We start from the raw sequence: 25,419 nt of genomic DNA on the forward strand, positions 1-25,419 counted from the left end.
GAAGCGAGCCGGGTTCTACTTCTTCAATTGGTCGCGCAGAGCGGCGAGCTTGGCGAAGGGCGAATCCGGATCGAAACGCACCGGGCGCTCCTCGCGCGGCTTTGGCTGGAAGGCGGGCTTGCCGCCTTGCGGACCACCCTTGCCATCCGGCCTGCCACCCTTCCAGTCGGGACGGCCTTCGCGGCGGTCGGGACGCTCGCCCTGCGGCCTGTCACGTCGCTGTTCGCCTTCGGCCTGCGGCTTGGGTTTGAACTTCGAGCGGTCGAAGCGCGGCTTGCCGGCTCCATCGCGCCGTCCTTCATGGGCCGGACGCTCTCCGGGTGCAGCGGCGTTCGGTGCGCCGGCGTCCGCAGGCGCATCGCTTCGGCCGCGCGCTTGTCCGTTGCGTGGGCGATTGTTCCTGCGGTTCTCGTCGCGGTTGCGCGGGCGCTGTTCGAAACGACCCTGACGCCACAACAGGATGGGTTTTGGCGCTTCGGCTTCCGGAGCGGGTTCCCCGGTGGCTGCTTCAGTCACCGTCACGGGTTCGTCCGGCGCGGCGTCCGTTGCCGGCGCGGCATTTGACACCAGCTCGGCCGGTGCAACTTCTTCTGCCGCTGCGGCTTCAGTCTCGGCAGCTTCAGCCTCTGCCTGCGGTTCAACCGGTTCCGGTTCAGCAGCAGCCTCGGCAACAGGCGCTTCGTCTTGCACGGTTTCGACCGGAGCGTCCGCCTGTTCTTCCACGGCAGGCGCAGCAGGTTCCGCCGCGGCGTCGGAGGTGATTTCGGTCGCCGTTTCCGAAACGGCCACTGCGTCCGATGCCGGCTCCGACCCTTCGACTGCTGCCTCTGCTGCGGCGTCCGCCGCCTTGGTCTGCTCGGCTCGTGCAGCCTCTTCCGCCGCAAGCTTCGCCATCGCTGCTTCGCGCGCGGCATTGTCCTGTGCTTCGAGCCGCGCCTTTACCTCGACGGCCGGCTTCGGCTCGGCACGGTAGCCGAGACCTTTGAGGATCTCTTCCATGTCGTCCGCGGTGGCGCCGAGGATCGACATCATCGGCGGCGTCACCATGAAGGACTGGCCGTCATAGGCGCCGTCCGGGCGCTGGCCGAGACCGGGCTTCCAGTTGGTCGCCGGGCGGATCAGATCCGCCAGCCGTTCCAGGATGTCGATGCGCACGGCGCGACGGCCGAGATTGCGGTAGCCGGCAAGCTTGTAGAAGGTCTTGTCGAAGGCCGGGTCGATGACCACCGAGGTGCGACCCGAGGCGAGCGCATGGACCACGTCGCCAAAACCTGGCTTGTCCTTGCCGTCGTTCTTCAGCGCCCACAGCAGCGTCACCAGCCCGGCAGGCGCCGGCTTGATCAGCGCCGGCACGAAGACATGGTAGGCGCCGAAGCGCACGCCAAGCCGGCGAAGGGCTGCGCGACCTTCCTGGTCGAGCGACTTCATCTCCTCGGCGATGTCGCGGCGGTTGATGAGGCCGAAATTCTCGACCAGCTGGAAGGCGATGCCACGGCCGATGCCGGAAATCTGGTCGGCGTTTTTCAAGTCGACCAGCGGCTTCAGCAGCGACTCGATCTGGAAATTGACGAAACGCTCGGCACGTGCGGCGACCTTGTCGCGCGCCGGGCCGGTCAGTTGTTCGTCGGCCAGCAGCACCAGCCGCGGCTTCAGCGCGTCTTCGCCTGATACAAGCGTGCCGATCGGCGCACCGATCCAGCGCAGCGTGCCATCTGACCCGAGCGCGATATCGCCATTGGCCGAGGCGCCGAAGCGTTCGGCGCGCGCCTCGAACTCGGCGGCCAGCGCCTTCTGGGCAGCGGTGCGCACCGCCTTGGCGTCTTCGCCGCCGGCGGTCTGGTCGGCGGTGAAGCGGAACCCTTGCAGCTCGCCGACATGGTGGCCTTCGACAAGGACGGTTCCGGTAGAACTAATTTCGGCTTCAGGCATGGTATTTTCTCTAAGGCGCCGCATGAGGACGGAAGTCCTGCGGTCTACGAAGCGTTTCGTCAACCGCTCATGCAGCGCATCCGACAATCTGTCTTCGATTTCGCGCGTCTTTTCCTGCCAGTGTGCCTGATCGGCCAGCCAGCCGGGCCGGTTCGACACGAATGTCCAGGTGCGGATCTGGGCAATGCGATGCGAGAGCGTATCAATGTCGCCCTCTGTTGTGTCGGCGCGGCGCACCTGCTCGGCCATGTAATTCTCGTCGACATGGCCGTGGCGTGCGAGGTCCGTGTAGATCGAGGCAATGAGGTCGGCATGCTGGGCCGGCGCGATCCTGCGGTAGTCGGGCAGCGCGCAGGCTTCCCACAGCAGCGCCACGCGCTTGGCATTGGTGGTGAGTGCGCGGATGTCCTCGTCGCGCGACAGATGCTCGAGCGCCTGTGCATCGACGGCAGGCAATGCCCGTGTCAGTCCCTCGACCGGGGCGTTGGTTTCGATCGAGCGCTTCAGCGCGTCGAGGCTGGCAAAGTCGAAATGTGCGGTGCGCCATTGCAGCACCTTCACCGGGTCGAAGTCGTGGCCTTCGATCTTCTTGATCAGATCCTCGTCCAGCGGGTCGACCTGGCCGGTGACACCGAACGTGCCGTCGCGCAGATGCCGGCCGGCGCGGCCGGCGATCTGGCCAAGCTCGGCCGCCGTCAGATTGCGGTACTGGAAGCCGTCGAACTTGCGATTCTGGGCGAAGGCGACGTGGTCGAGATCGAGGTTGAGACCCATGCCGATGGCATCGGTGGCGATGAGGTAGTCGACATCGCCGGACTGGAACAGCGCCACCTGGGCGTTGCGGGTGCGCGGCGAGAGCGCGCCGAGCACGACGGCGGCACCGCCCTGCTGGCGGCGGATCAACTCGGCGATGGCGTAGACCTCGTCGGCGGAAAAGGCGACGATCGCCGTGCGCCGCGGCAGGCGGGTCAGCTTCTTGGAGCCGGCATAGGCAAGATGCGACAGCCTCGGCCGCGTCACCACCGAGACACCCCTCAGCAGGCGCTGCAGGATACTTTGCATGGTGGCGGCGCCCAGCAGCAGCGTTTCCTGGCGGCCGCGCAGGTGCAGGATGCGATCGGTGAAGATGTGGCCGCGCTCGAGGTCGCCGGCGAGCTGCACCTCGTCGATGGCGACGAAGGCGGCGTCGGTCTCGCGCGGCATGGCCTCGACGGTGCAGACCGAATATTTGGCGCCCGGTGGCTGGATCTTTTCCTCGCCGGTAATCAGCGCAACCTTGTGGGCGCCGACCTTCTCGCAGACGCGGGCGTAGACCTCGCGCGCCAGAAGCCTGAGCGGCAGGCCGATGATTCCACTCTCATGCGCCACCATGCGCTCGATGGCGAGATGGGTCTTGCCGGTGTTGGTCGGCCCGAGAACGGCGGTCACGTCGCGGCCCGACAGGATCAGCGGCTCAGTGTGTTTGGGCTGGATGTTCATCAACCTAGAATAAGGCTTCCGGGACCTGGAGATAAGGCTTCTGGCCTCTGGTTGTCGGGAGCGTGCCTCAAATGGCGCGTATGACAGGCGACACATAGGGATTTCGGGCGCGAAGCGAAAGCGGAATGTTCCGTCGGCAGCCAGAAGGTGGTTCTGTCAAGCTCTCAATCAGATGCGGATTAACGGATAGAACGAGTCTGGAACGAATCGGCGACGAATCAGTGACTCCTGCAGATTCAGCTTTTGTTCACGGCTATATGTGGATTTCACGGCCGCGACACGCACCACATGCTGAATCGCTGAACTGGCCCGTTTCGTGCTAAGAGGGCATTGCCATTAACCTTTGTCGATAAACGATCACAGTGGCTTGGCATGCCTCGACCAAGGCTATGAAATTGTTGATCTTTCTTAATCCGCGTTAAGCAATTGGCAGGGGATTCAGGCTGTCGTCGTTAACGTTCAGCTCAAAGCCGGAACGAATCGGCGACGAATCAGCGATAGCGGAATTTTCCCGTTTTGTTCACCCCAATATCTTGTGTTGTGAACAGCTTATCCACCGAGAATCCACAGGCTTGGAAGCAGGTTTCGCACAGGCCGGCCGGGCCGCTGTTAACCTCTGCGTGCCGGATTGGGTCAGCAGCCGTGCTGTCACTTCGAAGGACCATGGCGCCAACGAAAACGGGCCGGCGCGCCGGCCCGTCGATCTCTGCGCCTACATCGCCGTCGTCAGGCGAAATACTGGCCGCCATTGGCCGTGATGGTCGAGCCGGTGATGAAGCCGGCATCTTCGGATGCGAGGAAGACGACGCAGCGCGCGATTTCCTCGGGCTCACCGAGGCGGCCGACAGGAATCTGGGGAATGATGCGCTCGTTGAGCACCTTCTCGTCGATCGCCTTGACCATCTCGGTGGCGATATAGCCGGGACAGATGACGTTGACCGTGATGCCGGCGCGCGCCCCCTCTTGGGCGAGAGCCTTGCTGAAACCGATATCGCCGGCCTTGGCGGCGGAATAGTTGACCTGGCCGGCCTGGCCCTTCTGGCCGTTGATCGAGGAGATGGTGATGATGCGGCCGAACTTGCGGTCGCGCATCCCGCTCCACAGCGGATGCGTCATGTTGAAGACGCCGGACAGGTTGGTGTCGATGACCTCTTTCCACTGCTCGCGCGTGATCTTGTGGAACATGGCGTCGCGGGTGATGCCGGCATTGTTGACCAGCACCGAGACCGGGCCGAGATCGGCCTCGACCTGCTTGATGCCGGCGGCGCAGGCATCATAGTCGGCGACCGACCATTTGTAGACCGGAATGCCGGTCTCAGCCTTGAATTTCGCCGCTGCGGCGTCATTGCCGGCATAGTTCGCCGCAACCGAATAGCCGACGGTCTTCAATGCGATCGAGATCGCCGCGCCGATGCCGCGCGATCCGCCTGTGACGATTGCTACCTTGGTCATGCATTTCCCCTTTTTTGATATCGCCCTGTTGTCGGGCTTGGCAGGCACTGGATACAGAACGGGCGGCTAAAGCGCGTCGCGCTGAAGTAGATTCAGGCGATGCGCTTCAGATGTTTGGTTTTATGCATGTCGGTGTTCCCAAAACCGCTGCGCACTTTTGGGCGACATGCATGCACCGCCCGTTTAGTGACTTTCTTCAGAGTGCTTCGACACACATGGCGACGCCCATGCCGCCGCCGATGCACAGGGTAGCGAGACCCTTCTTGGCGCCGCGCCGGCGCATTTCGAAGACCAGCGTGTTGAAGACGCGAGCGCCGGACGCACCGATCGGATGGCCGATGGCGATGGCGCCGCCATTGACGTTGACGATCGAGGGATCCCAGCCCATGTCCTTGTTGACGGCGCAGGCCTGCGCCGCAAAGGCTTCGTTGGCCTCGACCAGGTCGAGATCGCCGACCGACCAGCCGGCCTTTTCCAAGGCCTTGCGCGAGGCGGGAATGGGTCCGGTGCCCATGATCTGCGGATCGACGCCGGCGGTTGCCCAGGACACGATGCGCGCCAGCGGGGTGATGCCGCGCCTCACCGCTTCCGCTTCGCTCATCAGCAGCGCGCCGGCGGCGCCGTCATTGATGCCGGAGGCATTGGCGGCGGTTACCGTGCCGTCCTTGTCGAAAGCCGGTTTCAGCTTGGTCATGGCGTCGATCGTGGCGCCGTGGCGGATGTATTCGTCCTGGTCGACGATGGTGTCGCCCTTCTTGCCCTTGATGGTGACGGCGACGATCTCGTCCTTGAACTTGCCGGCCTTCTGCGCGGCCTCGGCCTTGTTTTGCGAGGCGAGCGCGAACTGGTCCTGGTCTTCGCGGGTGATCTGGAACTGACGCGCGACGTTTTCGGCTGTGTTGCCCATGTGGTAACCGTTGAAGGCGTCCCACAGCCCGTCCTTGATCATGGTGTCGATCAGCTTGAAGTCGCCCATCTTGACGCCGGCGCGCAGGTGCTGGGCATGCGTCGAAAGCGACATCGATTCCTGGCCTCCGGCGACGATCACCTTGGCATCGCCGATGGCGATCTGCTGCATGCCGAGCGCGATGGCGCGCAGGCCCGAGCCGCAAACCTGATTGAGGCCCCAGGCGGTGGTTTCCTTGGGCAGGCCGGCATTGATCGACGCCTGGCGGGCCGGGTTCTGGCCTTGCGCGGCGGTCAGCACCTGGCCGAGGATGACCTCGTCGACCTCGCCTGGTTCGACGCCGGCACGCGACAGCAATTCCGTGATGACGACGGCGCCGAGCTCATGCGCCGGGGTGGCGGCGAAAGCGCCGTTGAAGGAGCCGACCGGCGTGCGCGCCGCACTGGCAATGACGATGGAAGCGGACATTTTCTTCTCCAGACTTCAACGGTGTTGCTCTGTCGTTGGGGACTTTTCTTGCCCTTTCCCAACCCCAAGTCAAACCGGAAATGGGCATGGCGCCCATGCGCCGCAAGCAGGCCATGCCTTGCCATGGCGGCCATTCGTCCATTGCTGCGCAGCATATTTTGCCTGCCATGCAGCATTTAGTGATCCCGCACTGCACAAACTGCTTGGAATTGTGAGGCTTTTGCGCATATCCTCAAAAAAGGCACAATCGTTATCGGCGGCTTACTCAGAGGCGCGCCGGTGTCCCCGGGAGGATGTAGATGGCCGCTAAAGACGATCCGATCATCATCAAGAAATACGCCAATCGCCGCCTCTACAACACCGGCACCAGCACCTATGTGACGCTCGAGGACCTCGCCGAGATGGTCAAGAAGGGCGAGGAGTTCACCGTCCAGGACGCCAAGACCGGCGACGACATCACGCATCCGGTGTTGACCCAGATCATCTTCGAACTGGAGAACAAGGACGGGCAGAACATGCTGCCGATCCCGTTCCTGCGCCAGCTCATCGCTTATTACGGTGACCAGATGCAGATGATCGTCCCGAGCTTCCTCGAACAGTCGATGCTTGCCTTTTCCAAGGAGCAGGAGCGTTTTCGCGAGCAGATGAAGGGGGCGCTCGGCAAGTCGCCGCTCGACATGATGAAGATCACCACGCCGATCAAGGCGCTGGAGGAACAGACACGCCGCAACATGGAAATGTTCCAGAATGCGATGCGGCTGTTCACGCCGTTCCCGCCTGCGGGCTCCACGCCAGCCGCTGCGACGTCGCCCGAGCCGGCCAGGAAGGAAACGCCTGACAAGCCCGACGATCTTCAGGAACTTAAGGACCAGATCGCGGCCATGCAGCGCAAGCTCGACACGATGTCCTGAGCGCCTGGCGTTCTTGCGACCTTACACCAGCACGCCCTCATAGCGGCCGCGCGGCCGGATGACACTTCCGCTTGTTATCTGTTCGACCGTGTGCGCGGCCCAGCCGACGCTGCGTGCGAGCGCGAACAGGCGGAACGGTGCATCGCGCGGCAAGCCTAGGCTGCGCGTCAGCGCGGCCAGCCCAAAGTCGATGTTGGGAAGCGCGCCGGTCGCCGCAAAGGCAGCGTCGCGCAGCGACGATAGTGTGCCGTCAACCTCGATCACCGACAGCAGCGCCGCCCCGCGGGGGTCGCCGTCAGGATAGAGCTGATGACCGAACCCCGGCAGCGGCCGGTCATGGCTGAGCCAGCGCCGGATCGTCGCATCGGCGCCATGCCGCGCCGCATCCTCGGCCAGTTGCATCACCGCCTCGCCGGCGCCGCCATGGCGCGGGCCTGACAGCGTCGCGAGCCCTGCCAGCAGGCAAGCGGCCAGCGGCGCGCCGGTCGAGGCTGCGACACGCGCGGCGAAGGTCGACGCATTCAGTTCATGATCGGCAAGCAGGACAAGCGCACGGCGGATCGCATCGGCGCGGCCGGCATCCACCGACCAGTCCTGCGCAAGCCGCTGATGGACGGGATTTGATCCCGCCGGTGCGCCCAGCGCGGCGGCCAGCACGCCGACCGCGTGCGCGGCATCGGCATGCAGCGAGGCGGCGCTGCGCCCGAGCGACGGGCGCCCCTGGCCGGCAAGCACGGCAAGTTGCGCAAAGGCCGAGGCTCGGCCAGCTTGATGGGGTGCGTCCGGCGACGCTGCTTCGAAAGCCACCGGTTTCGGCAGAGCCCACAGAACGGCGGCGGCTTCTTCCAGTGTGGCGTGCCCGGAGAGCACTGCGGCGTCCTGCCCGCGATAGATGAGCCGACCGTGCGAGACGGTCGAAATCGCCGTTACGATCGAGGGCTCGCCCCAGGCGATGGCGCTTTCGGCGATGACTGACGGGCTGCGGCCGCGCGCCCGGCGGGTCGCCAGTGCGGCAATATCGTCAGCGCGGTACTGGCTGCGGCGCGGATCGGCGCGGTCGGGCCGCATGCCGATGCGCCCACGGCTGACATAGGCGTACAGCGTCTGCGCCCGCACCTTGAGCCTCTCCAGCGCCTCTTCCCGGGACAACCACTCGGACATATCGAGTCCTGATATTGATTCTATTGATCAAGATTGATGGAAACGTTGCCCATCTCTATCTCCGATCCGGAAATGCTTCAAGGAGACAGGCTATGGCGAATGGGCTCGATGATGTGGTGGCGGCGGAAACCGTGCTTTCCGATGTGGATGGTCTTGGCGGCCGTCTGACGATCCGAGGTCATTCGCTGCCGGAACTGGCCGGCCGTTGGAACTATGCCCAGGTGGTTAGGCTGCTGCTCGACGGCTTCTTCAACGACCTTCCCGATGATGCGCAACTGACGCGGGCGCTGGGACAGGCGCGTGCGGACGTGTTCGAACGGCTCTTGCCCTCGCTGCCTTTGCTGGCGCCGCTCGATGTCTACAGCGCCATGCGCGCCGGCATCGCGCAGCTGCCGGATGGCGAGACCTTGACCGACGCCTTGCTGCTGATCGCGGCGCCCGCCGCGCTGACGCCGGCGCTGCTGCGCCTGCGGCGCGGCGAGCAGCCGATCGCGCCGGACAGCCGCACCGATCATGCCGCCGACATGCTGAGGATGCTGAGCGGCCGCGTCGCCTCGCCGGCGCTCACAAAAGCGCTCGACACCTATCTGGTGACCGTCTGCGACCATGGCCTCAACGCATCGACCTTTGCGACGCGCGTGGTCGCCTCCACGCAGGCCGGCCTGACATCGTCCCTGCTGGCCGGGCTTGGCGCGCTCAAAGGGCCGCTGCATGGTGGCGCGCCTGGCCCCGTCATCGAGATGCTGGATGCGATCCAGGCGCATGGCGATGCCGCCGGCTGGCTGCGCAACGAGATCGCGCAGGGCAGGCGCATCATGGGGTTCGGCCATCGCATCTACCGTGTGCGCGATCCGCGCGCCGATGTGCTGAAGGCCGTGGTGCGGCAACTCGGCGGCGAGGGCGAAACCGGTCGCCGGCTGGCCTTTGCGGAGACCGTCGAGCAAACGGCGCTGGAGGTGCTTAGGATCGCAAAGCCGCAGCGTTCGCTGCAGACCAATGTCGAGTTCTACACCGCGCTGGTGCTGCAAGCGGCGGGCTTTCCGCCGCAAGCTTTCAGCAATGTCTTTGCCGCCGGGCGCGTGGCCGGCTGGATCGCGCATGCGCGTGAACAGCAGACGACTGGACGGCTGATCCGACCGCAGTCGCGCTATATCGGGCCGGTGCCGGACCTGGTCGCCTGAGGTTCTTTCGGCGCCTGGCGAGCGACACCGATCCGATCAGGATCCTCCTGGTGAGCGGCCGTGTGGCCGCTCATGACGAAAATTTCATCTCGTCGAAAAATTCTGGCCGCTGTTATTGCGTCGCATTGAGCATATATGCTGCACTGCAACATAAGATCGCTCTTGCCGCAACCAGAGGATTTCGACCTTGGCCGCCAGAAAAACCGCAGTCATCACCGGCTCCACATCGGGCATTGGCCTGGCCATCGCCCAGGCGCTGGCGGCCGAAGGCCATAATGTCGTCGTCAACTCCTTCTCCGACACGGCTGCCGACCACGCCGTCGCGGACGCGATCGCCAGACAGCACAAGGCGAAGACGGCCTATATCAAGGCCGACATGTCGAAGCCGGCCGAATGCCGGGCGCTGATCGCCAAGGCGGCCGAGACATTCGGTTCGGTCGATATTCTCGTCAACAATGCAGGCATCCAGCATGTCGCGCCGGTGGAAGAGTTTCCGATCGAGAAATGGGACGCCATCATTGCCATCAACCTGTCGTCGGCGTTCCACACCATCGCGGCCGCCATCCCGCTGATGAAAAAGGCCGGCGGCGGCCGGATCGTCAACATCGCCTCGGCGCATGGCCTGGTCGCGTCACCGTTCAAATCGGCCTATGTCTCGGCCAAGCACGGCATCATGGGATTGACCAAAACCGTTGCGCTCGAACTGGCGCGCGAAAAAATCACCTGCAACGCCATCTGTCCCGGCTATGTGCTGACGCCGCTGGTCGAGGCGCAGATCCCCGACCAGATGAAAGCCCATCAGATGGACCGCGAGACCGTCATCCGTGAGGTCATGCTGGACAAGCAGCCGACCAAGGAATTCGTCACGGTGGAGCAGATCGCGGCAGCGGCGGTGTTCCTGTGCTCGGACGCGGCGGCGCAGGTCAACGGCACGCAACTGTCGGTCGACGGCGGCTGGACCGCCGCGTGAGGCGCAAAACTCTCTCATCCACCCAAAGGGATAGATCAAGGACGACGCCATGACCAAGAACGGCAAGGCGGAGGAGACGAAGAAGATCAACGTAGCGCTTCAGGGCGGCGGCTCACACGGGGCCTTTTCCTGGGGTGTGCTCGACCGGCTGCTGGAGGACGGACGGCTGGAGATATCAGCAGTGTCCGGCACCAGCGCCGGCGCCATGAACGCGGTGGCGCTGGCCGATGGATATGTGCGCGGCGGTGTCGAAGGCGCGCGGCAAAAACTTGACGATTTCTGGCGCGCGGTGGCGGCCAAGGGGCGGTTCAGCCCGGTGCAGCGCATGCCGTGGGACGTCGCCTGGGGCAACTGGTCGATCGAGAACACGCCCGGCTATCTCTTCTTCGACACCATGTCGCGGGTGTTCTCGCCCTATGTCGCCAACCCACTCGGCCTCAATCCGCTGCGCGACGTGGTGCAGCAGGAGATCGATTTCGAGAACGTCCGCGCCTGCAAGTCGATGGAACTGTTCATCTCGGCGACCAATGTCGAGACCGGACAGTTGCGCGTGTTTTCCGACGGCGAGATCGACCTCGATACGGTGATGGCCTCGGCCTGCCTGCCGCAATTGTTCCGCGCCGTCGAGATCAAGGGCGTGCCCTATTGGGATGGCGGCTATGGCGGCAATCCGGCGCTTTATCCGTTCTTCAAGACGGCTGCGACCGAGGACGTGCTTCTGGTGCAGATCAATCCGGTGGTGCGCGAGGGAACACCAAGAAGCGCCAACGAGATCCAGAACCGCATCGACGAGATCACCTTCAACGCCGGGCTGCTGCGCGAATTCCGCTCGATTGCCTTCGTCAAGGAGCTGATCGCCGCCGGCCGTCTGCCGCATGGCGAGTACCGCGACATCCGCATGCACCGCATCGATGCCGACGAGGCGTTCAAGGACCTGTCGGCGTCCTCGAAGGCCAATGCCGAATGGGCGTTCCTGACCTATCTCAGAGATCTCGGCCGCACCGCCGCCAGCGACTGGCTGGAAGAGAATTACGACGCCGTCGGCAAGCGACCGACGCTCGATCTCTCCGGCGAACTGGATGACGGCTACAAGCCGGTGCGCGGTCCGGCACCCGGCCGGCGGGTCAAGGAATTTCTTGCGGCGCGCAAGAACCCGGAGGCGGAGCGCCGGCGCGCCTGAGCGACCAATCGATGTGCATCGATTGGTCCGCAATCATGCTTTCAAGGTCAGGTCGATCACCCTGATCAGGGCAGCGGCTGCCTGCCGCTGCCCTTCCGGATCTCTGATCCGCGCCTTCATGCCTTCCAGCCCGTCGAGCAGCATGTCGGCAAGCAGTTGCGCCGACAGGCCCCTGGCCGCCAGATCGACGCCGTTCCTGGCTGCCTCGCCCTCTATCGCGGCGCCGATGTGTTGGCCAAGCCCGCCGCGCCAGCAGCCCACCAGATCGCCAAGGCTCGATTTCATGTCCAGCAATTCGGCGCCGTGCGGCGAGGCAACGACCGCGCTCATCATCGAGATAAAGGCCTCATCGATGGCTCGCATCATGCGCTCGGTGAAAGGGCCGTCGCCGGATAGGGCAAACCTTGCCGCCTCGACCGAGCGCGACAGGATCATCATGGCGATGGCGCGGAAAATGTCGGTCTTGTTCTTGAACAGGAGATAGAGCGCCGGGCGCGACATGTCGGCGGCACGGGCGATGTCGTCCATGGTGGTGCGCGAGAAGCCATAGGCCAAAAACACCTTCATCGCGCCATCCAGAATACGGGCGCGTTTGGGATCGGCGGTGGCGATGTCTTCGATCTGGTTCATCGAGCAATTCTATCCTGCAAAATCCTAATTGACAAAATGACGAAATTTGTCAATCTGTATCGGAGCGAAACGGCCGGGAGGCCGCTTCGCCCTTGGCAGTGGACGACAACAAAGGGTATCCCATGCGCCTCACCGTCGACGGTCAGTCATTCGATATCGACGCCGATCCGGACATGCCGCTGCTGTGGGCACTGCGCGATCTCATTGGCAAGACAGGGCCAAAATTCGGCTGCGGCATCGCCGCGTGCGGCGCCTGCACCGTGCATGTCGACGGTCAGCCGGTGCGTTCCTGCTCACTCCCAGTTGGGCAGGTCAGCGGCGCTGTCACGACTATTGAAGGCATCGGCACGGCAGGCGGACTGCATCCGGTGCAGCAGGCATGGCTGGAGGAACAGGTCGCGCAATGCGGCTACTGCCAGGCCGGCCAGATCATGAGCGCGGTGGCGCTGCTCGATGAAGTCGCCGACCCAAGCGATGCCGACATCGACAACGCCATGGGCGGCAATCTCTGCCGCTGCGGCACCTATCCCAAAATCCGCTCGGCCATCAAAAAGGCCGCGGCGCTCAAGACGGCGGGGCTCTGACCATGGCCAGTGTCGGAAAGATCGCCCGCCGCACGTTTCTGATCGGCGCTGCCGCTGTCGCTGGCGGCGTTGCCGTCGGCTATTACTACTATCGCAAGCCGTTCCCGAACCCGCTCGAGGCCGAGCTTGGCAAGGGCGAGGCGACGTTCAACCCTTATGTGAAAATCGGCGCCGACAACACCATCACCATCGTCGCGCCGCGCGCCGAGATGGGGCAAGGCATTTCGACGACGCTTGCGGCCATGGTCGCAGAGGAACTCGACGTCGGGCTCGACCGGGTCATGGTCGAGCATGGACCGGCATCCCATGCCTACTACAACGCCGCGATCCTCGAGGAGGGCGGTCCGTTCGCCTTCTTCGATGAAAGCATGACCGCGCAGGCGGTGCGTTCCGGTCTCGGTGTGGTCGGCAAATTCCTTGCCCTGCAGGGCACCGGCGGTTCGGCTTCGACACGCGACGGTTTTGACAAGATGCGGCAAGCGGGTGCCGCTGCCCGGCAGATGCTGGTCGCAGCGGCAGCGCAAAAACTGGGTGTCGCGGCGGCCGATCTGGAAACGGCCGACGGTTCGATCCTGCACAAGGCGTCCGGCAAATCGCTGACCTACGGCGCGGTCGCCGCGGCTGCCGCCGCGATGGCGCCGCCGGCCGAAGTCAGGCTCAAGGACCGGGCCGACTGGAAGCTGCTGGGAAAGCCGCAGAAGCGCATCGACATGCTGGCAAAGCTCACCGGGGCGCCGATCTTCGGCATCGATGTCCGGCTGCCGGAGATGGTCTACGGCACGGTCAAGATGAGCCCGCGCTTCTGGTCGAAGCCGGTCAAGACGGACCTCTCCAAAGCCGAGAAAATGCCTGGGGTGATCAAGATCGTGCCGCTCGAGACGAATTACGGCCATGGCTTCGGTATCATCGCGAATAATACATGGGCAGCATTCAAGGCGGCCGAGGCGATCGACGCCCAGTGGTCCGATCCTGAATATCCGCTCAGCAGCGCCGCCATTTCAGATGTGCTGAAGCAGGCGCTTGCCACCAAGGGGTCGGCGATGCGCGACAATGGCGACGTCGATACCGCCTTTGCCGACGCGCCGCGCGAAAGCATCATCGAGGCAGACTATGCCGTGCCCTATCTGGCGCATGCGACGATGGAGCCGATGAACGCCACGGCACAGTTCAGGGACGGTGCGCTCGACATCTGGTGCGGCAACCAGGCGCCGACCCTAGTGCGGCAGCTTTGCGCCAACGCGGTCGGCATCGAGCAGGATAAGGTCAATGTGCACACCACCTTCATGGGCGGCGGTTTCGGCCGGCGCGTCGAGATGGACTACGCGCTGTGTGCCGCGCTGATGGCGAAGGAGACGGGCGGACGCCCGATCAAGGTGACCTGGACGCGTGAAGAAGACATGCGCCACGACGCCTACCGGCCGGCTGCTATCGGCAAGTTCCAGGCGCGGCTCGGTGACGGTGGCATGCCGATCGCGGTCGACATGAAGATGGCCTCGCCATCGGTGATCGCCGGCACGTTGCGCCGGCTGTTTCCCTCGATATCGCCGCTCGGTCCCGACAAGACCATTTTCGACGGCGCCTATGACCAGCCCTACACGATCCCGAATTACCGGGTCAGGGGTATCGCGGCGCCGGTCTCCATCCCTGTCGGCTCCTGGCGTTCGGTCGGCAGTTCGGTCAACGGCTTCTTCCATGAGGGCTTCATGGACGAGATCGCGGTCGCCGGAAAAATCGATCCGGTCGAGATGCGCAAGAGACTGATGGCCGCCTATCCCTCGGCGGTGAAGGTGGTCGAGAAAGTCGCCGCGATGGCGAAATGGGGCGAGGCGCTGCCCGCCGGCAAGGCCAAGGGCATGGCCTTCACGCTGTCCTTCGGCAGTTGGGTCGGCGAGATCGTTCAGGTGGCGGACACGCCGGCCGGCATCCGCATCGAGAAGGTGTGGATCGCCGCCGATGTCGGCACCGCGCTCGATCCCGGCATCATCGAGGCGCAGTTGATTTCCGCCGCCATCTACGGCCTTTCGGCGGCGATGGGTCAGGAAATCACCTTCGCCGACGGCATGGTCGAACAGTCGAACTTCCACGATTTCGATGCCATGCGGATCTTCCAGTGCCCGGTCTTCGAAGTCGCCATCCTGGAAAATTTTCACAAGATGGGCGGCGTCGGCGAGATCGGCACACCGCCGGCGGCTCCAGCACTCGCCAACGCCATCTTCGCGCTCACCGGAAAGCGCATCCGCACGCTGCCGCTGTCGAAAACGGTGGCCTTCGCATGAAGAAGCTCCTCATCATGCTGACGCCTGCTGCCATGCTCGTGCTCGCAGCGCCGTTTGCAATTGCGCAAGAGAGCCAGACGCCGGCGCCGGCGACCGTCGACGCGGCGAAAGGCCTGTCCGAATGGGACAAGGTCTATGCGGTGTTCTCGCATCCGCGCTGCGCCGACTGTCATGTCGCGGACGACCGGCCGCGATGGTCGGGTGCGCACTATCGCGGTACGCGCGTTCACGCCTTCAATGTCCAGCGCGGTGCTGACGGGTCGGGCTTCGGCAATCCGGGCCTGCGCTGCACGACTTGCCATTTCTCCAGCAATTCCAAGGCATTGCACGGGCCGCCCGGGGCCGAGAACTGGCATCTGGCGCCGGCCGAGATGGCCTGGTACGGCAAATCCTCGGCCGAAATCTGCGCCCAGATCAAGGATCCCCTGCGCAATGGCAACCGCAGCTTGAAGGACATCGCGCTGCATGTTCGCGACGACAGATTGGTCGCCTGGGGCTGGGCGCCGGGGCCGGATCGTGAACCGGCTCCGGGCTCTGCCGAAGCGACCTATCAAGCGATCGAAGACTGGGCCGCGGCGGGCGCATCTTGTCCGCCGGGGCAATGATCTTGCAACTTTCAGACTATATTGCGGTGCAACTTTGATGTAGAAGCGCGCTTCGCCGATCACGGCAAATTGAACACGGCTTGGCGCGCACCCATATCGGCGACGCGCCCGCGTTATGAGGACGCTGGCCGAACCCGCAGTGGAAAACAACGACGATGCCGAGAATCAGGTTTCACAAGCTTGCAGCCATTGTTGTGCTCATTGGTTTCGCGGCGTGGATGGCGACAGGCGAGTTTTCGTCGGTCGGCAGCGTAGCCGCCAACAAAGCCAAGGCAGCCGAAGCCGAACAGGCCAAGGCGCCGGACGCGGCCAAGCCGAAGACGGCTGAAGCCGAGCCGAAGGCACCGCTGCGCACCGTTGCGGTGGTGACGCCGCCACGCAAGACCTATGCACGCGCCATCCGCATTTCCGGGCTGACCGAAGCCGACAAGCGGGCGGTGCTGGCGACGCGCGTCGCCGGTGTCATCGACAAGCTGCCTGTCAAGCAAGGCGATCACGTCAAGACGGGGGATCTGGTGCTGATGCTTGCGGCGGAAGAAAAGATCTCGATGGTCGACAACGCCAAGCAGTTGGTGGTGCAGCGCCAGGCCGAGTTGGACGCAGCCTTGCGGCTGATGAAGACCGGCAATCTGCCGAAGCTGCAGCTCGACACTGCGCGCTCGAACCTGACCTCGGCGCAGTCGCAACTGGAAACGGCACAGGCCGAACTCGACCGCAACGAGGTGAAGGCGCCTTTCGACGGCGTCATCGACCGGGTGCCGGTGGAACTTGGCAGTTCCATCATGCAGGGCGGCGAGGTGGCAACCATCCTCAAGCTCGATCCGGTGATTGCCCGCGGCGAAGTCAGCGAGCGCGATCTCGGCTACCTAAAACTCGGGGATAAGGCCACCATACGGCTGGTCAGCGGCCAGACCGTCGAAGGCACCGTGCGCTACATCAGCCGCGACGCCTCTTCGGCGACCCGCACCTTCCGCGTCGAGGTTGCCGTCCCCAATGCCGACGGCTCCGTGCCGGCCGGCATGACGGCGGAAATCGCACTCAGCGCGCTGCCGACCGATGCGGTGCTGCTGCCGCGCTCGGTGGTGACGCTCGGCGACAAGGGCGACCTCGGCATCCGTGCCGTCGGCAAGGACAACAAGGTTGCGTTCTTCCCCATCGACCTCGTCGACGACACGCCGACCGGCCTGGTGCTTGGCGGCATCCCTGCCGATGCGCGCATCATCGTTGCCGGCCAGGAACTGGTGAAGGAAGGCGATGAGGTCAAGCCGGTCGAAGCCGACCAGGCAACCATCCAGAAACTGCTGGGCGAAGCGACCGCCGGCACGCAGTAGCATGGGGTACGGCGGACAGACCCCGGGCAGGGACACTTGGCTGCGACGCAGCTCGTGAAATTCAAGAACAGGCGTTAGCCATGGATATCGTCAGACTCGCAATCAACAATGCCCGCCTGACCATCTCGGTGCTGGTCTTCCTGCTGCTCGCCGGCTGGGTCGCCTATCAGTCGACGCCGAAGGAAGCCGAGCCCGACGTTCCGATTCCGATGATGTATATCAGCCTGATCTATCAGGGCATTTCGCCTGAGGATTCGGAGCGCCTTCTGCTGCGGCCGATGGAAAGCAAGCTGAAGAGCCTGAAAGGCCTCAAGGAAATGCGCTCGGCCGCCTTCCAGGGCGGCGGCTATGTGCTGGTCGAGTTCCAGCCGCAGACAAATCTGGCGACGGCCTTGCAGGACACGCGCTCCAAGGTCCAGGACGGCAAGGCCGACCTGCCGCAGGCGGCCGAAGAGCCGGTCGTTACCGAAGTCAACATCTCCGAATTCCCCGTCCTCGTCGTCACCCTGTCGGGCGAATTGCCCGAACGCGTGCTGACCGCCGCCGCGCGCGAACTGCGCGACCGTATCGAGGAAGTGCCAGGCGTCCTGGAGGGCTCGTTGCAGGGTTCGCGCGACGATCTTGTCGAAGTCGTCATCGATCCGATGAAACTGTCGTCCTACGGGTTGCAACTCGATCAGCTGATCGGCGCTGTCGGTGCCTCCAACAGCCTGGTCGCCGCCGGCAATATCGAAGGCTCGGAAGGCAAATACGCCGTCAAGGTGCCGTCACTGATCGAGACGCCCGAGGACGTGGCGGCCTTGCCCGTGGTCGCCGGCCCCAATGCCGTGGTGCAGGCCAAGGACATCGCGACGATCCGCTCGACCTTCGCCGATGCCACGACGATCACGCGCCTCAATGGCAAGCCGGCCATCGCCATCGAAGTCAAGAAGCGCATCGGCGCCAATCTGATCGACACGCTCGCCAAGGTGAGGGAGGTGTCCGACGCCTACGTCAAGACGATGCCGCAAGGCATGAACGTCACCTACACGCAGGACAAGTCGGTCTTCGTCAACCAGTTGCTCGGCGATCTGCAGAACCACGTCATGATCGCCGTCATCCTGGTGTTCATCGTCATCCTCTACGCGCTGTCGGGTCGTGCCTCGCTGCTGATCGGCCTGGCCATTCCGTCGTCTTTCCTGATCGGCATCCTGCTGCTGGCGATGATGGGCTACACGATCAACATGATCGTGCTGTTCAGCCTGATCCTGGCTGTCGGCATGCTGGTCGACGATGCCATCATCGTCACCGAGTTCGCCGAACGGCGGATGAGCGAAGGCATGCCGAAGGCGGAAGCCTTCGCATTGGCCGCCAAGCGCATGGCCGGTCCGGTCATTGCCGCGACGATGACGCGCATAGCCGCCTTCTCGCCACTGCTGTTCTGGCCGGGCATCATCGGCGACTTCATGAAGTACATGCCGATCACCCTGATCGTCACGCTATCGGCCTCGATGCTCTATGCGCTGGTGTTCGCGCCGACGCTGGGGGCGATCTTCGCCAAGGCGCCGGAGCATCATGAGGATGATAATCGCGACGGCTGGTACATGGCGATCGTCAAGCAGGCGGTGCGGTTTCCGATTACGGTGGTTTTGCTGACGGTCGCTCTGCTGTTCGGCGTCGGCTTTGCCTATTCGAAATATGGCGCCGGTGTCGAATTCTTCCCCAGTGTCGAGCCCGACTACGGCCTGCTCTACGTGCACGCGCGCGGCAACCTTTCGCTGGCCGAAATGGATACGGCGACCAAGATTGCCGAAAACAGGATGCTCGGCTGGCCCGGCATCAAGTCGGTCTACACCCGCGTCGGCAAGACACAAGGCGGCGGCCAGGATGTCCCTGAAGACGTCGTCGGCGTCATCCAGTACGAATTCATAGATTGGCGCGAGCGCAAGTCGGCGAACCAGATCCTGAACGATTTGCGGGGCGTCATGGCCGGCATTCCCGGCGTCGATGTCGAGGTGCGCGTGCCGGAGGCCGGTCCGCCGACCGGCAAGCCGATCCAGATCAGGCTTTCGGCCGTCGACCCCAAGGGGCTCGACGACAAAGCGCGCGCGGTTGCGGCACGCATCGGCAAGGTGCCTGGCGTCATCGACATTTCCGACGGCCTCCCGCCGCCCGGCGTCGACTGGGCGCTCGAGGTCGACCGTGCCAAGGCAGCGCAATATGGCATCAGCCCAACCGCTGTCGGCACAGTGGTGCAACTGGTGACCAACGGGCTGAAGCTTTCGGAATACCGGCCTGCCGGCGCCGACGACGCCGTCGACATCAGGCTGCGTCTGCCGGAAGACCGGCGCACGCTGTCGACGCTCGACGAGCTCAGGGTGCAGACCTCGCAAGGCTCGGTGCCGATCTCGAATTTCGTCGTGCGCAAGCCGGAGCCGACGGTTGGTATCCTCAACCGTATCGACGGCGCGCGCACGGTGGTCGTCCAGGCAAACGTTGCCGCAAGCGCCCAAGTCGCGGCCGTGCAGGCGGAGGTCACCAAGGCCGTCTCCGGGATGGATCTCGGCAGCGGCATACGTTGGAAGCTGGCCGGCTCGAACGAAGACAGCGCCGAGGCCAGCGCCTTCCTTGGCAAGGCCTTCGGGGCGGCGATCTTCCTGATCTTCCTGGTGCTGCTGATGCAGTTCAACAAATTCACCAGCGTGCTGATGGTGCTGTCCTGCGTGGTCATGGCGACGGTTGGCGTGTTCCTGGGGCTGCTGATCACAGGCGAGACCTTCGGCATCGTCATGTCGGGCATTGGCGTCATCGCTCTGGCCGGCGTGGTGGTGAACAACAACATCGTGCTGATCGACACCTATGACCGGCTGCGCGAAGAAGGCTGGGACAAGATGGACGCGGTGCTGCAGACCTGCCGCGAGCGCGCCCGGCCGGTGGTGCTGACGGCGGTGTCGGCGATCCTCGGCGTGTTGCCGATCGCCTTCGGCCTTGGGCTGGAAATCTTCCATCACGAGACGACGATCAACGCGCCGTCGACGCAATGGTGGATTTCGCTGTCCTCGGCGATCGTCTTCGGCCTGTCCTTCGCCACCTTGCTGACGCTGGTGGTGACGCCGTCGATGCTGATGATTTTCACGCGCAGCAAGAACAGCCGCTTCTATGCGTTTTTCCGCCGGCTGTTCCGGCGCGGCAAGGGAACGGTTTCGCCGACCGACAGGCCTGGCCAGGAAGCAGGCGACGAACCGGAAATCGCCTTTCCGAAAGCCGCCGAATAGACCCCATCGCCGATTTGACCGCAGAGGCCGCCCGGAACAACCGGGCGGCCTCTGCATTGTCTCTGAGCGAAACGTCGAAGCGAGGGCTTCTCATGCCGATCACCACCATCGTCATCATCGTCCTGATCCTTGTCCTCATCGGCGCGGTGCCGGCCTGGCCGCATTCGCGCTCCTGGGGTTATGGGCCGTCGGGTATTGTCGGCGTCGTGCTGGTGGTGCTCATGGTGTTGCTGTTGATGGGACGGCTCTGAGGCGCCCTCTCGTGGATTGTTCAGTGTGCAGAGGGGCGGCGCCCGTGATCGCGGGAGTCAGGCAGCTTTCGCAACGCCATCCACGGTGGCAATGCCGATATCGCCAAGAGCTTCAGCAACCGCCTGATCCAACGGCGTGTGCGGGATCTCGCCGACGATGCCTTCCAGGCGTATCGAAGCCAGCTGATGCGGCTCGAAGCGCAGGTAGGACATGGAGACGATCTCGCGCCACATCGCCACGAACGGGCTGCCAGCGCGCAGCACCCACCAGGGCATCGAAGTCATCTTGAGCGGACGACCAATAGCCTTCTCGGCAGCGGCCTTGATCTGCAGATCGGTGACCGCGTGGCCCGGAAAGTTCAGCGCTTCATAGAAGCCGAGCTTGTCCAGATTGCGCGCCAGCGCGACGAAGCCCACAGCGAAGTCAGGCAGATAGGCCCATTCATGCACGAGCTCGACCGGGCCAGGCGCGGTGTAGATACCCTTGTTGATCTTGGCGGCGACGATCAGGTCGAACCATGATCCGCTGCCGGTGCCGCCGAAGAAATCGCCGGCCCGCAGAAGAATGGTGCGGACGCGGCCTGCGTCGGCCTCGCGATGAAACAATTCCTCCATGGCGCAGCGGATGCGGCCCTTTTGCGTGGTCGGGTGGAAGGGTGTGTCTTCCGATATCACCGCCGGCATCGGCGAGCCGTAATTGTAAACGGTACCGGGGAAGAGGTGCAGTGAGCCGTTCGCATGGCAGGCGGCCATGACATTCTGCGCCATCGGCAGGCACTTGCCCCAGTCGGTGTAGATCGGGTTGAGGCCGTTGAAGACGATATCGACACCTTGCGTGGCGCGGATGAGGGCCTCGCGGTCGAGAGCGTCACCGGCAACGGCCGTGGCGCCTTTGAGTTCGGCCGGTACCTTGCCGTTGCGGGTGACGGCGCGGACCTCGTAGCCCGCGTCGATGAAGGCCTTGGCGACCACGCGGCCGAGCCGGCCACCGGCACCGAGAATTGCGATCTTGGTCATTGGAAGCACTCCTGGTTGGGATTTAGGTGGTCGGTCGGGCGATCGGTACCAGCGACAAGCGCGATCGGGATCAGCGGCTGCCGAAGAGATCGCGGTTGCTGCCCTGTGTGACCGGCTTCCGGATGGCCGCATCGGGGTTGTGAATCGAAGCGGTGGTCGTGTCGTCGGTGCTGGTGGCGGCCGGCTGGCTGGCGTCGTTCGAACCAAACTTGTCGCTGCCGGCAAAAGCGGCGCTGACGGAAATGAGGATGGCGGCGGTGGTGAGAGCGATCTTGGTCATCTGAGTTCTCCTGGTTGGTGTTTGCAGTCCGTGTTGGTGTCTGCAGCTGGAATATGGTCGCTCCGAATGCGAATGGAAATTGACTACAGATGGCGTTCTGATATTCATAAATGAATGGCAGAAATCGACTGGAACCTGATCAAGAGCTTTGTCACCGTGGCGGAATCCGGCAGCCTGTCGGCTGCCGCGCGGAAGCTTTCGGCCAGCCAGCCGACGCTTGGCCGTCACATCGGCGAGTTGGAACAGGCGCTGGGCGTCACGCTGTTCCGTCGAGGACGGCACGGCTACGAACTGACGGAGGCCGGCAGCACGCTGTTGGAACGCGGCAAGGCGGTCAGCGAGCAGGCAAGCGCCTTCTCACTCCTGGCACTGGGTTCGGTCGAGGCTATCGAAGGCACGGTGCGTATCGCCGCCAGCGAGGTCGTGGCGGCCTATGTCCTGCCTGAGATGACGATGCGGCTGGGGATCGAGGAGCCCGGCATCGAGGTCGAGATCGTCGCCTCCAATCAGGTTGAGAACCTGCTGCGTCGAGATGCCGACATCGCCATCCGCATGGTCAAGCCGGCGCAGAACGAGCTGATGGCACGCAAGGTCTGCGACATCGAGCTCTGCGCCTGCGCGGCCAAATCCTATCTCGACAGGCGCGGCCGTCCGCTGAAGCCTGCCGATCTTGTCGACCACGATCTGGTCGGCTTCGACCGCGGCGACGAGATCATCAGGGGTTTTACCCGGCACGGCATCCCCGTCACCCGGAGCAGCTTCCGCTTCAGGACCGACAACCAGATCGTTTTGTGGGAAGCGGTGCGGGCGGGAAACGGCATTGGTCTTGGCCAGGAGCCGCTGGCCGACAGGGATCCTTTGATTGAGAAGGTGCTGCCTGACCTGCCGCTGCCAGTTCTGCCGGTGTGGCTGGCGATGCATCGCGACGTGCGTACCAGCGTGCGCATCCGCCGTGTGGTGGATTTCCTTCACGAGGAGCTGAAACGCTATTCGGCGGGTGCTGGCGCGAATTCGGCGCGGTGAGCGAGCCCGGCCATCAGCAACACGATGATCAGCAGTCCCGACATGGTGATGAAGATCGGGCCGAAGCTGGAATGCTCGGCAACGAAGCCGATCGCCGACGGCGCCACCAGTATGCCGCAGTATCCGATCGTTGTGACCACGCTCATGCCGGTGCCGGAAGACATGCCTTCCTGGTTGCCGCCGGCCGAAAAGATGATCGGCACCATATTGGCGATGCCGAAGCCGCAAAAGGCAAAGGCTGCAATGGCGAGCCAGGGCGAGGGCGCCAGGCCAGCCACCAGCATGCCGACCGCGGCTACGAGGGCCGACGCGCGTAGCGTCGTCACCGCGCCGAAGCGATTGCGTATGCCGTCGCCGAAGAACCGCGTAACCGCCATGACGCCTGAAAATCCGGCGTAGGCGAGGCCGGCGACGGCGAGATCGGCGCCGAGCTCCTGGCGCAGATACAGGGCTGCCCAGTCGAGCACCGCGCCCTCGGAGATCATCGCCAGTAACGCCATCAGCCCGATCAGATAAACCAGCGGGTTTGCCGGCAGTGCGAATTTGTGGTGCTCGGCCGCCTGCGGTCTGTCTTCGGCGAGGAGATAGCGAACGGCCACCGCGATCACCGCGAAGGCAAACGCCGTTACTGCCGCCGCGTGGACGAGGTGGCCGTAATGCTGGATGGCAAAGCCGCCGAGGCCGCCACCGGCAAAACCGCCGAGACTCCAGAAGCCGTGCGAAGACGACATGACGGCGCGGGAGAGCCGCCGTTCGACCACCACGGCGTTGGCATTCATCGCAACGTCCATGCCACCGATCGAGCCGCCGAAGATGATCATGGCAACGGCCGCCAAGGGTACGTCGGGCGCCAGCGCCACGACCATGAGACCGAGGCTGCCGCACAGGGCGAACCAACGCAGTACGGTGCGCGAACCATGTCTGGAGATCAAATGGCCACACCAGGTCATCGCGACGACGGCGCCGACCCCAAACAAGAGAATCAGCAGACCGAGCGTGAACTTCGAAATCTCCAGCCGGGTCAGGAACACCGGAATCTGCGGCGCCCAGCTGCCCGTCAGGAAGCCGTTGGCGAGGAAAATGGCCGCGAGCGCCCATCGGCCGCGAATGGCAGTCAGCTTGGCAGTTGACGCGTTCATGAGGCGAATCCCGCAAGAAATGGCTTCGCGCGGCAAATTAGATCGATTCAATTTTCAGTCAAGGCTCTTTCGGGAAGCATTTTTTGAGCCAAACACAGCCTTGAGTGATCGCCGGCCTTAATGGTCCTTGGGGCGCCTTGCCTCGAATTCGGCCTTCTTGGCGTCGGAGGCCTCGGTCTGGTTGAGCGCCTGCCATTGCGCATAAGGCATGCCGTAGACGATCTCGCGCGACTGATCCTTGGTGAGATCGACGCCCTCGGCATTGGCTGCCTCGCGATACCAGTTCGACAGGCAGTTGCGGCAGAAGCCGGCGAGGTTCATCAGGTCGATGTTCTGCACGTCGTTGCGTTCGCGCAGATGCTCGACCAGCCGGCGGAAGGCGGCCGCCTCGAAATCGCGTTGCTGCTCGTCGCTGAGTTCGGTCATCGAAACCTCCGTCATAGCGGCCCGGTGCGCGAGCCGAACATCTTCACCACATGTATATCGGGACGGCGGTCGATGGCGTCAACGATCGGCGCCAGCCGTTCGGCCCAGGCGAGCGCGCCCTTCTGGTCCGATATCAAATCCTGTCGGATCTCAATCAGCGCATGGGCGAAGCCGTTGACGATGGCGTGCTTGTACATGGTGTCGCCGCGCAGCGCGCCGTCATAGGGTTCGTTGTCGCCGACGACGAGGTTTCTGTCCTGCGCCAGCATGTCTATCAACGGCCGCGCCACGCGGTCGTCGAGGTCCCACAGGATGCCGACGTGCCAAGGACGCTGGATTCCTTGCATGGCCGGGGTGAAGGAATGCACCGAGAAGATGAAGGGCGCCTGGGCGGAAGCCTGTGCGACCGAGGCGATCATGGCGCTGACGGCGTCGTGATAGGGCCGGTAGAACCCGTCGAGCCGCCTCTCGCGCTCCTCGGCAGCGATGGGGTAGTTCCCAGGTACGACCGTGCCATCATAAAGCTGGCGAATGAGCGTCGGGTCGTCTTCGCCGCGATTGGGATCGATCAGCAGCCGCGAAAAATTGGCGAGCACCGCTGGCACGCCCAGCAGGGCAGCCAGTTCGCGCGTCACGCCCTCGACGCCGATGTCATAGGCGATGTGGCGGTCGAACTCCGCTGAGGGCAGGCCGAGGCTGCCATAGTCGTCGGGCAGGTCGCGACGGGCATGATCGCCCAACAGCACGATGCCTCGCTTGCGGTCGCCCTCGATGATGTCGAAAGGCGCGAAAACTGTGGATCGGGTCATTGACGGGAAATGGTCTGTTCGCTGGCTTCCGGGGAGGATGCTATCGTCATTCCACGAAGACGACGCTTGCGCAATGCCGTTGTTTGGCCAAGGTTTCCCGGGAAATCTGGCACAAGTCGGCGAATTGTGCGCCGGAGCCTTTCTAAATCGATTGGA

Annotated in this window: 22 protein-coding genes; 12 read left to right on the plus strand and 10 right to left on the minus strand. The window is 63.9% G+C overall.

All coding sequences use genetic code 11. From position 1 onward, the window contains the following. Positions 1-15: 15 nt before the first annotated feature. The 3 genes from AC0NIL_RS06735 to AC0NIL_RS06745 form a co-directional block, all read right to left on the minus strand. Positions 16-3,408 carry a helicase-related protein gene (locus AC0NIL_RS06735; RefSeq protein WP_275954375.1) on the minus strand — a complete coding sequence of 1,131 codons (3,393 nt, stop codon included), beginning with the start codon at positions 3,406-3,408 and terminating at the stop codon, positions 16-18. Between the two features lie 726 nt (positions 3,409-4,134). Then, positions 4,135-4,860 (minus strand): acetoacetyl-CoA reductase, encoded by a 726-nt coding sequence (gene phbB / locus AC0NIL_RS06740; protein ID WP_013529183.1) that lies wholly within the window; start codon positions 4,858-4,860, stop codon positions 4,135-4,137. Between the two features lie 196 nt (positions 4,861-5,056). Next, positions 5,057-6,235 (minus strand): acetyl-CoA C-acetyltransferase, encoded by a 1,179-nt coding sequence (locus AC0NIL_RS06745; protein ID WP_024502944.1) that lies wholly within the window; start codon positions 6,233-6,235, stop codon positions 5,057-5,059. Positions 6,236-6,321: 86 nt separating this feature from the next. Between AC0NIL_RS06745 and AC0NIL_RS06750 the strand changes: the two genes are divergently transcribed. Together AC0NIL_RS06750 and phaR are read left to right on the plus strand one after the other, a co-directional pair. Further along, positions 6,322-6,450: a hypothetical protein gene (locus tag AC0NIL_RS06750; RefSeq protein WP_255337222.1), complete on the plus strand. Its 129-nt coding sequence runs from the start codon at positions 6,322-6,324 to the stop codon at positions 6,448-6,450. An 84-nt stretch (positions 6,451-6,534) separates the two neighbouring features. Next, positions 6,535-7,146 carry a polyhydroxyalkanoate synthesis repressor PhaR gene (gene phaR / locus AC0NIL_RS06755; RefSeq protein ID WP_013529185.1) on the plus strand — a complete coding sequence of 204 codons (612 nt, stop codon included), beginning with the start codon at positions 6,535-6,537 and terminating at the stop codon, positions 7,144-7,146. 21 nt (positions 7,147-7,167) lie between these two features. On the opposite strand, the gene AC0NIL_RS06760 is transcribed toward phaR, so the two are convergent. Next, positions 7,168-8,307 (minus strand): citrate synthase, encoded by a 1,140-nt coding sequence (locus tag AC0NIL_RS06760; RefSeq protein ID WP_027162501.1) that lies wholly within the window; start codon positions 8,305-8,307, stop codon positions 7,168-7,170. A gap of 92 nt (positions 8,308-8,399) precedes the next feature. Here AC0NIL_RS06760 and AC0NIL_RS06765 point away from each other — a divergent pair, with 92 nt between their 5' ends. The 3 genes from AC0NIL_RS06765 to AC0NIL_RS06775 all read left to right on the plus strand — a co-directional run bounded on the left by AC0NIL_RS06765 (position 8,400) and on the right by AC0NIL_RS06775 (position 11,638). After that, the gene (locus tag AC0NIL_RS06765; protein ID WP_275954374.1) at positions 8,400-9,488 is read left to right on the plus strand and encodes a citrate synthase/methylcitrate synthase; all 1,089 of its coding nucleotides are present in this window, start codon (positions 8,400-8,402) and stop codon (positions 9,486-9,488) included. A gap of 187 nt (positions 9,489-9,675) precedes the next feature. Next, entirely contained in the window at positions 9,676-10,458 is a 783-nt protein-coding gene (locus AC0NIL_RS06770) for a 3-hydroxybutyrate dehydrogenase (RefSeq protein WP_082827500.1), read from the plus strand. A 49-nt stretch (positions 10,459-10,507) separates the two neighbouring features. Continuing rightward, on the plus strand, positions 10,508-11,638 hold the full coding sequence (locus AC0NIL_RS06775; RefSeq protein WP_275954373.1) for a patatin-like phospholipase family protein: 1,131 nt from the start codon (positions 10,508-10,510) through the stop codon (positions 11,636-11,638). A 33-nt stretch (positions 11,639-11,671) separates the two neighbouring features. Here AC0NIL_RS06775 and AC0NIL_RS06780 read toward each other — a convergent pair whose 3' ends face one another. Beyond that, complete coding sequence (locus AC0NIL_RS06780) at positions 11,672-12,268, minus strand: TetR/AcrR family transcriptional regulator (protein WP_063173230.1); 597 nt, start codon at positions 12,266-12,268, stop codon at positions 11,672-11,674. Positions 12,269-12,390: 122 nt separating this feature from the next. Here AC0NIL_RS06780 and AC0NIL_RS06785 point away from each other — a divergent pair, with 122 nt between their 5' ends. From AC0NIL_RS06785 to AC0NIL_RS06810, 6 genes are all read left to right on the plus strand, one after another. Further along, positions 12,391-12,852: a (2Fe-2S)-binding protein gene (locus tag AC0NIL_RS06785; RefSeq protein ID WP_013529191.1), complete on the plus strand. Its 462-nt coding sequence runs from the start codon at positions 12,391-12,393 to the stop codon at positions 12,850-12,852. 2 nt (positions 12,853-12,854) lie between these two features. Beyond that, on the plus strand, positions 12,855-15,128 hold the full coding sequence (locus tag AC0NIL_RS06790) for a xanthine dehydrogenase family protein molybdopterin-binding subunit (RefSeq protein WP_275954372.1): 2,274 nt from the start codon (positions 12,855-12,857) through the stop codon (positions 15,126-15,128). Beyond that, positions 15,125-15,733, plus strand: coding sequence for a hypothetical protein (locus tag AC0NIL_RS06795; RefSeq protein ID WP_275954371.1), 609 nt, complete (start codon positions 15,125-15,127; stop codon positions 15,731-15,733). Before AC0NIL_RS06790 ends, AC0NIL_RS06795 begins: the two co-directional genes overlap by 4 nt. Before the next feature lie 155 nt (positions 15,734-15,888). Further along, positions 15,889-17,064 carry an efflux RND transporter periplasmic adaptor subunit gene (locus AC0NIL_RS06800; RefSeq protein WP_082827499.1) on the plus strand — a complete coding sequence of 392 codons (1,176 nt, stop codon included), beginning with the start codon at positions 15,889-15,891 and terminating at the stop codon, positions 17,062-17,064. An 80-nt stretch (positions 17,065-17,144) separates the two neighbouring features. Then, positions 17,145-20,318, plus strand: coding sequence for an efflux RND transporter permease subunit (locus AC0NIL_RS06805; RefSeq protein WP_275954369.1), 3,174 nt, complete (start codon positions 17,145-17,147; stop codon positions 20,316-20,318). 92 nt (positions 20,319-20,410) lie between these two features. Continuing rightward, positions 20,411-20,569, plus strand: a complete 159-nt coding sequence (locus AC0NIL_RS06810; protein ID WP_013529196.1) for a DUF3309 family protein — start codon at positions 20,411-20,413, stop codon at positions 20,567-20,569. Between the two features lie 57 nt (positions 20,570-20,626). On the opposite strand, the gene AC0NIL_RS06815 is transcribed toward AC0NIL_RS06810, so the two are convergent. Beyond that, entirely contained in the window at positions 20,627-21,586 is a 960-nt protein-coding gene (locus tag AC0NIL_RS06815) for an SDR family oxidoreductase (RefSeq protein ID WP_473572971.1), read from the minus strand. A 70-nt stretch (positions 21,587-21,656) separates the two neighbouring features. After that, positions 21,657-21,866, minus strand: coding sequence for a DUF680 domain-containing protein (locus AC0NIL_RS06820; RefSeq protein WP_063169177.1), 210 nt, complete (start codon positions 21,864-21,866; stop codon positions 21,657-21,659). Positions 21,867-21,980: 114 nt separating this feature from the next. Here AC0NIL_RS06820 and AC0NIL_RS06825 point away from each other — a divergent pair, with 114 nt between their 5' ends. Beyond that, on the plus strand, positions 21,981-22,889 hold the full coding sequence (locus AC0NIL_RS06825; RefSeq protein WP_275954367.1) for a LysR family transcriptional regulator: 909 nt from the start codon (positions 21,981-21,983) through the stop codon (positions 22,887-22,889). Here AC0NIL_RS06825 and AC0NIL_RS06830 read toward each other — a convergent pair. From AC0NIL_RS06830 to AC0NIL_RS06840, 3 genes are all read right to left on the minus strand, one after another. After that, positions 22,853-24,028, minus strand: a complete 1,176-nt coding sequence (locus tag AC0NIL_RS06830; RefSeq protein WP_063170353.1) for an MFS transporter — start codon at positions 24,026-24,028, stop codon at positions 22,853-22,855. The genes AC0NIL_RS06825 and AC0NIL_RS06830 overlap by 37 nt on opposite strands. 117 nt (positions 24,029-24,145) lie before the next feature. Further along, complete coding sequence (locus AC0NIL_RS06835; RefSeq protein ID WP_013529201.1) at positions 24,146-24,454, minus strand: DUF1244 domain-containing protein; 309 nt, start codon at positions 24,452-24,454, stop codon at positions 24,146-24,148. A gap of 11 nt (positions 24,455-24,465) precedes the next feature. Further along, positions 24,466-25,263, minus strand: coding sequence for an N-formylglutamate amidohydrolase (locus AC0NIL_RS06840; RefSeq protein ID WP_024502956.1), 798 nt, complete (start codon positions 25,261-25,263; stop codon positions 24,466-24,468). Positions 25,264-25,419: the final 156 nt, after the last annotated feature.

This window comes from Mesorhizobium sp. WSM1343 (genome assembly GCF_055901535.1).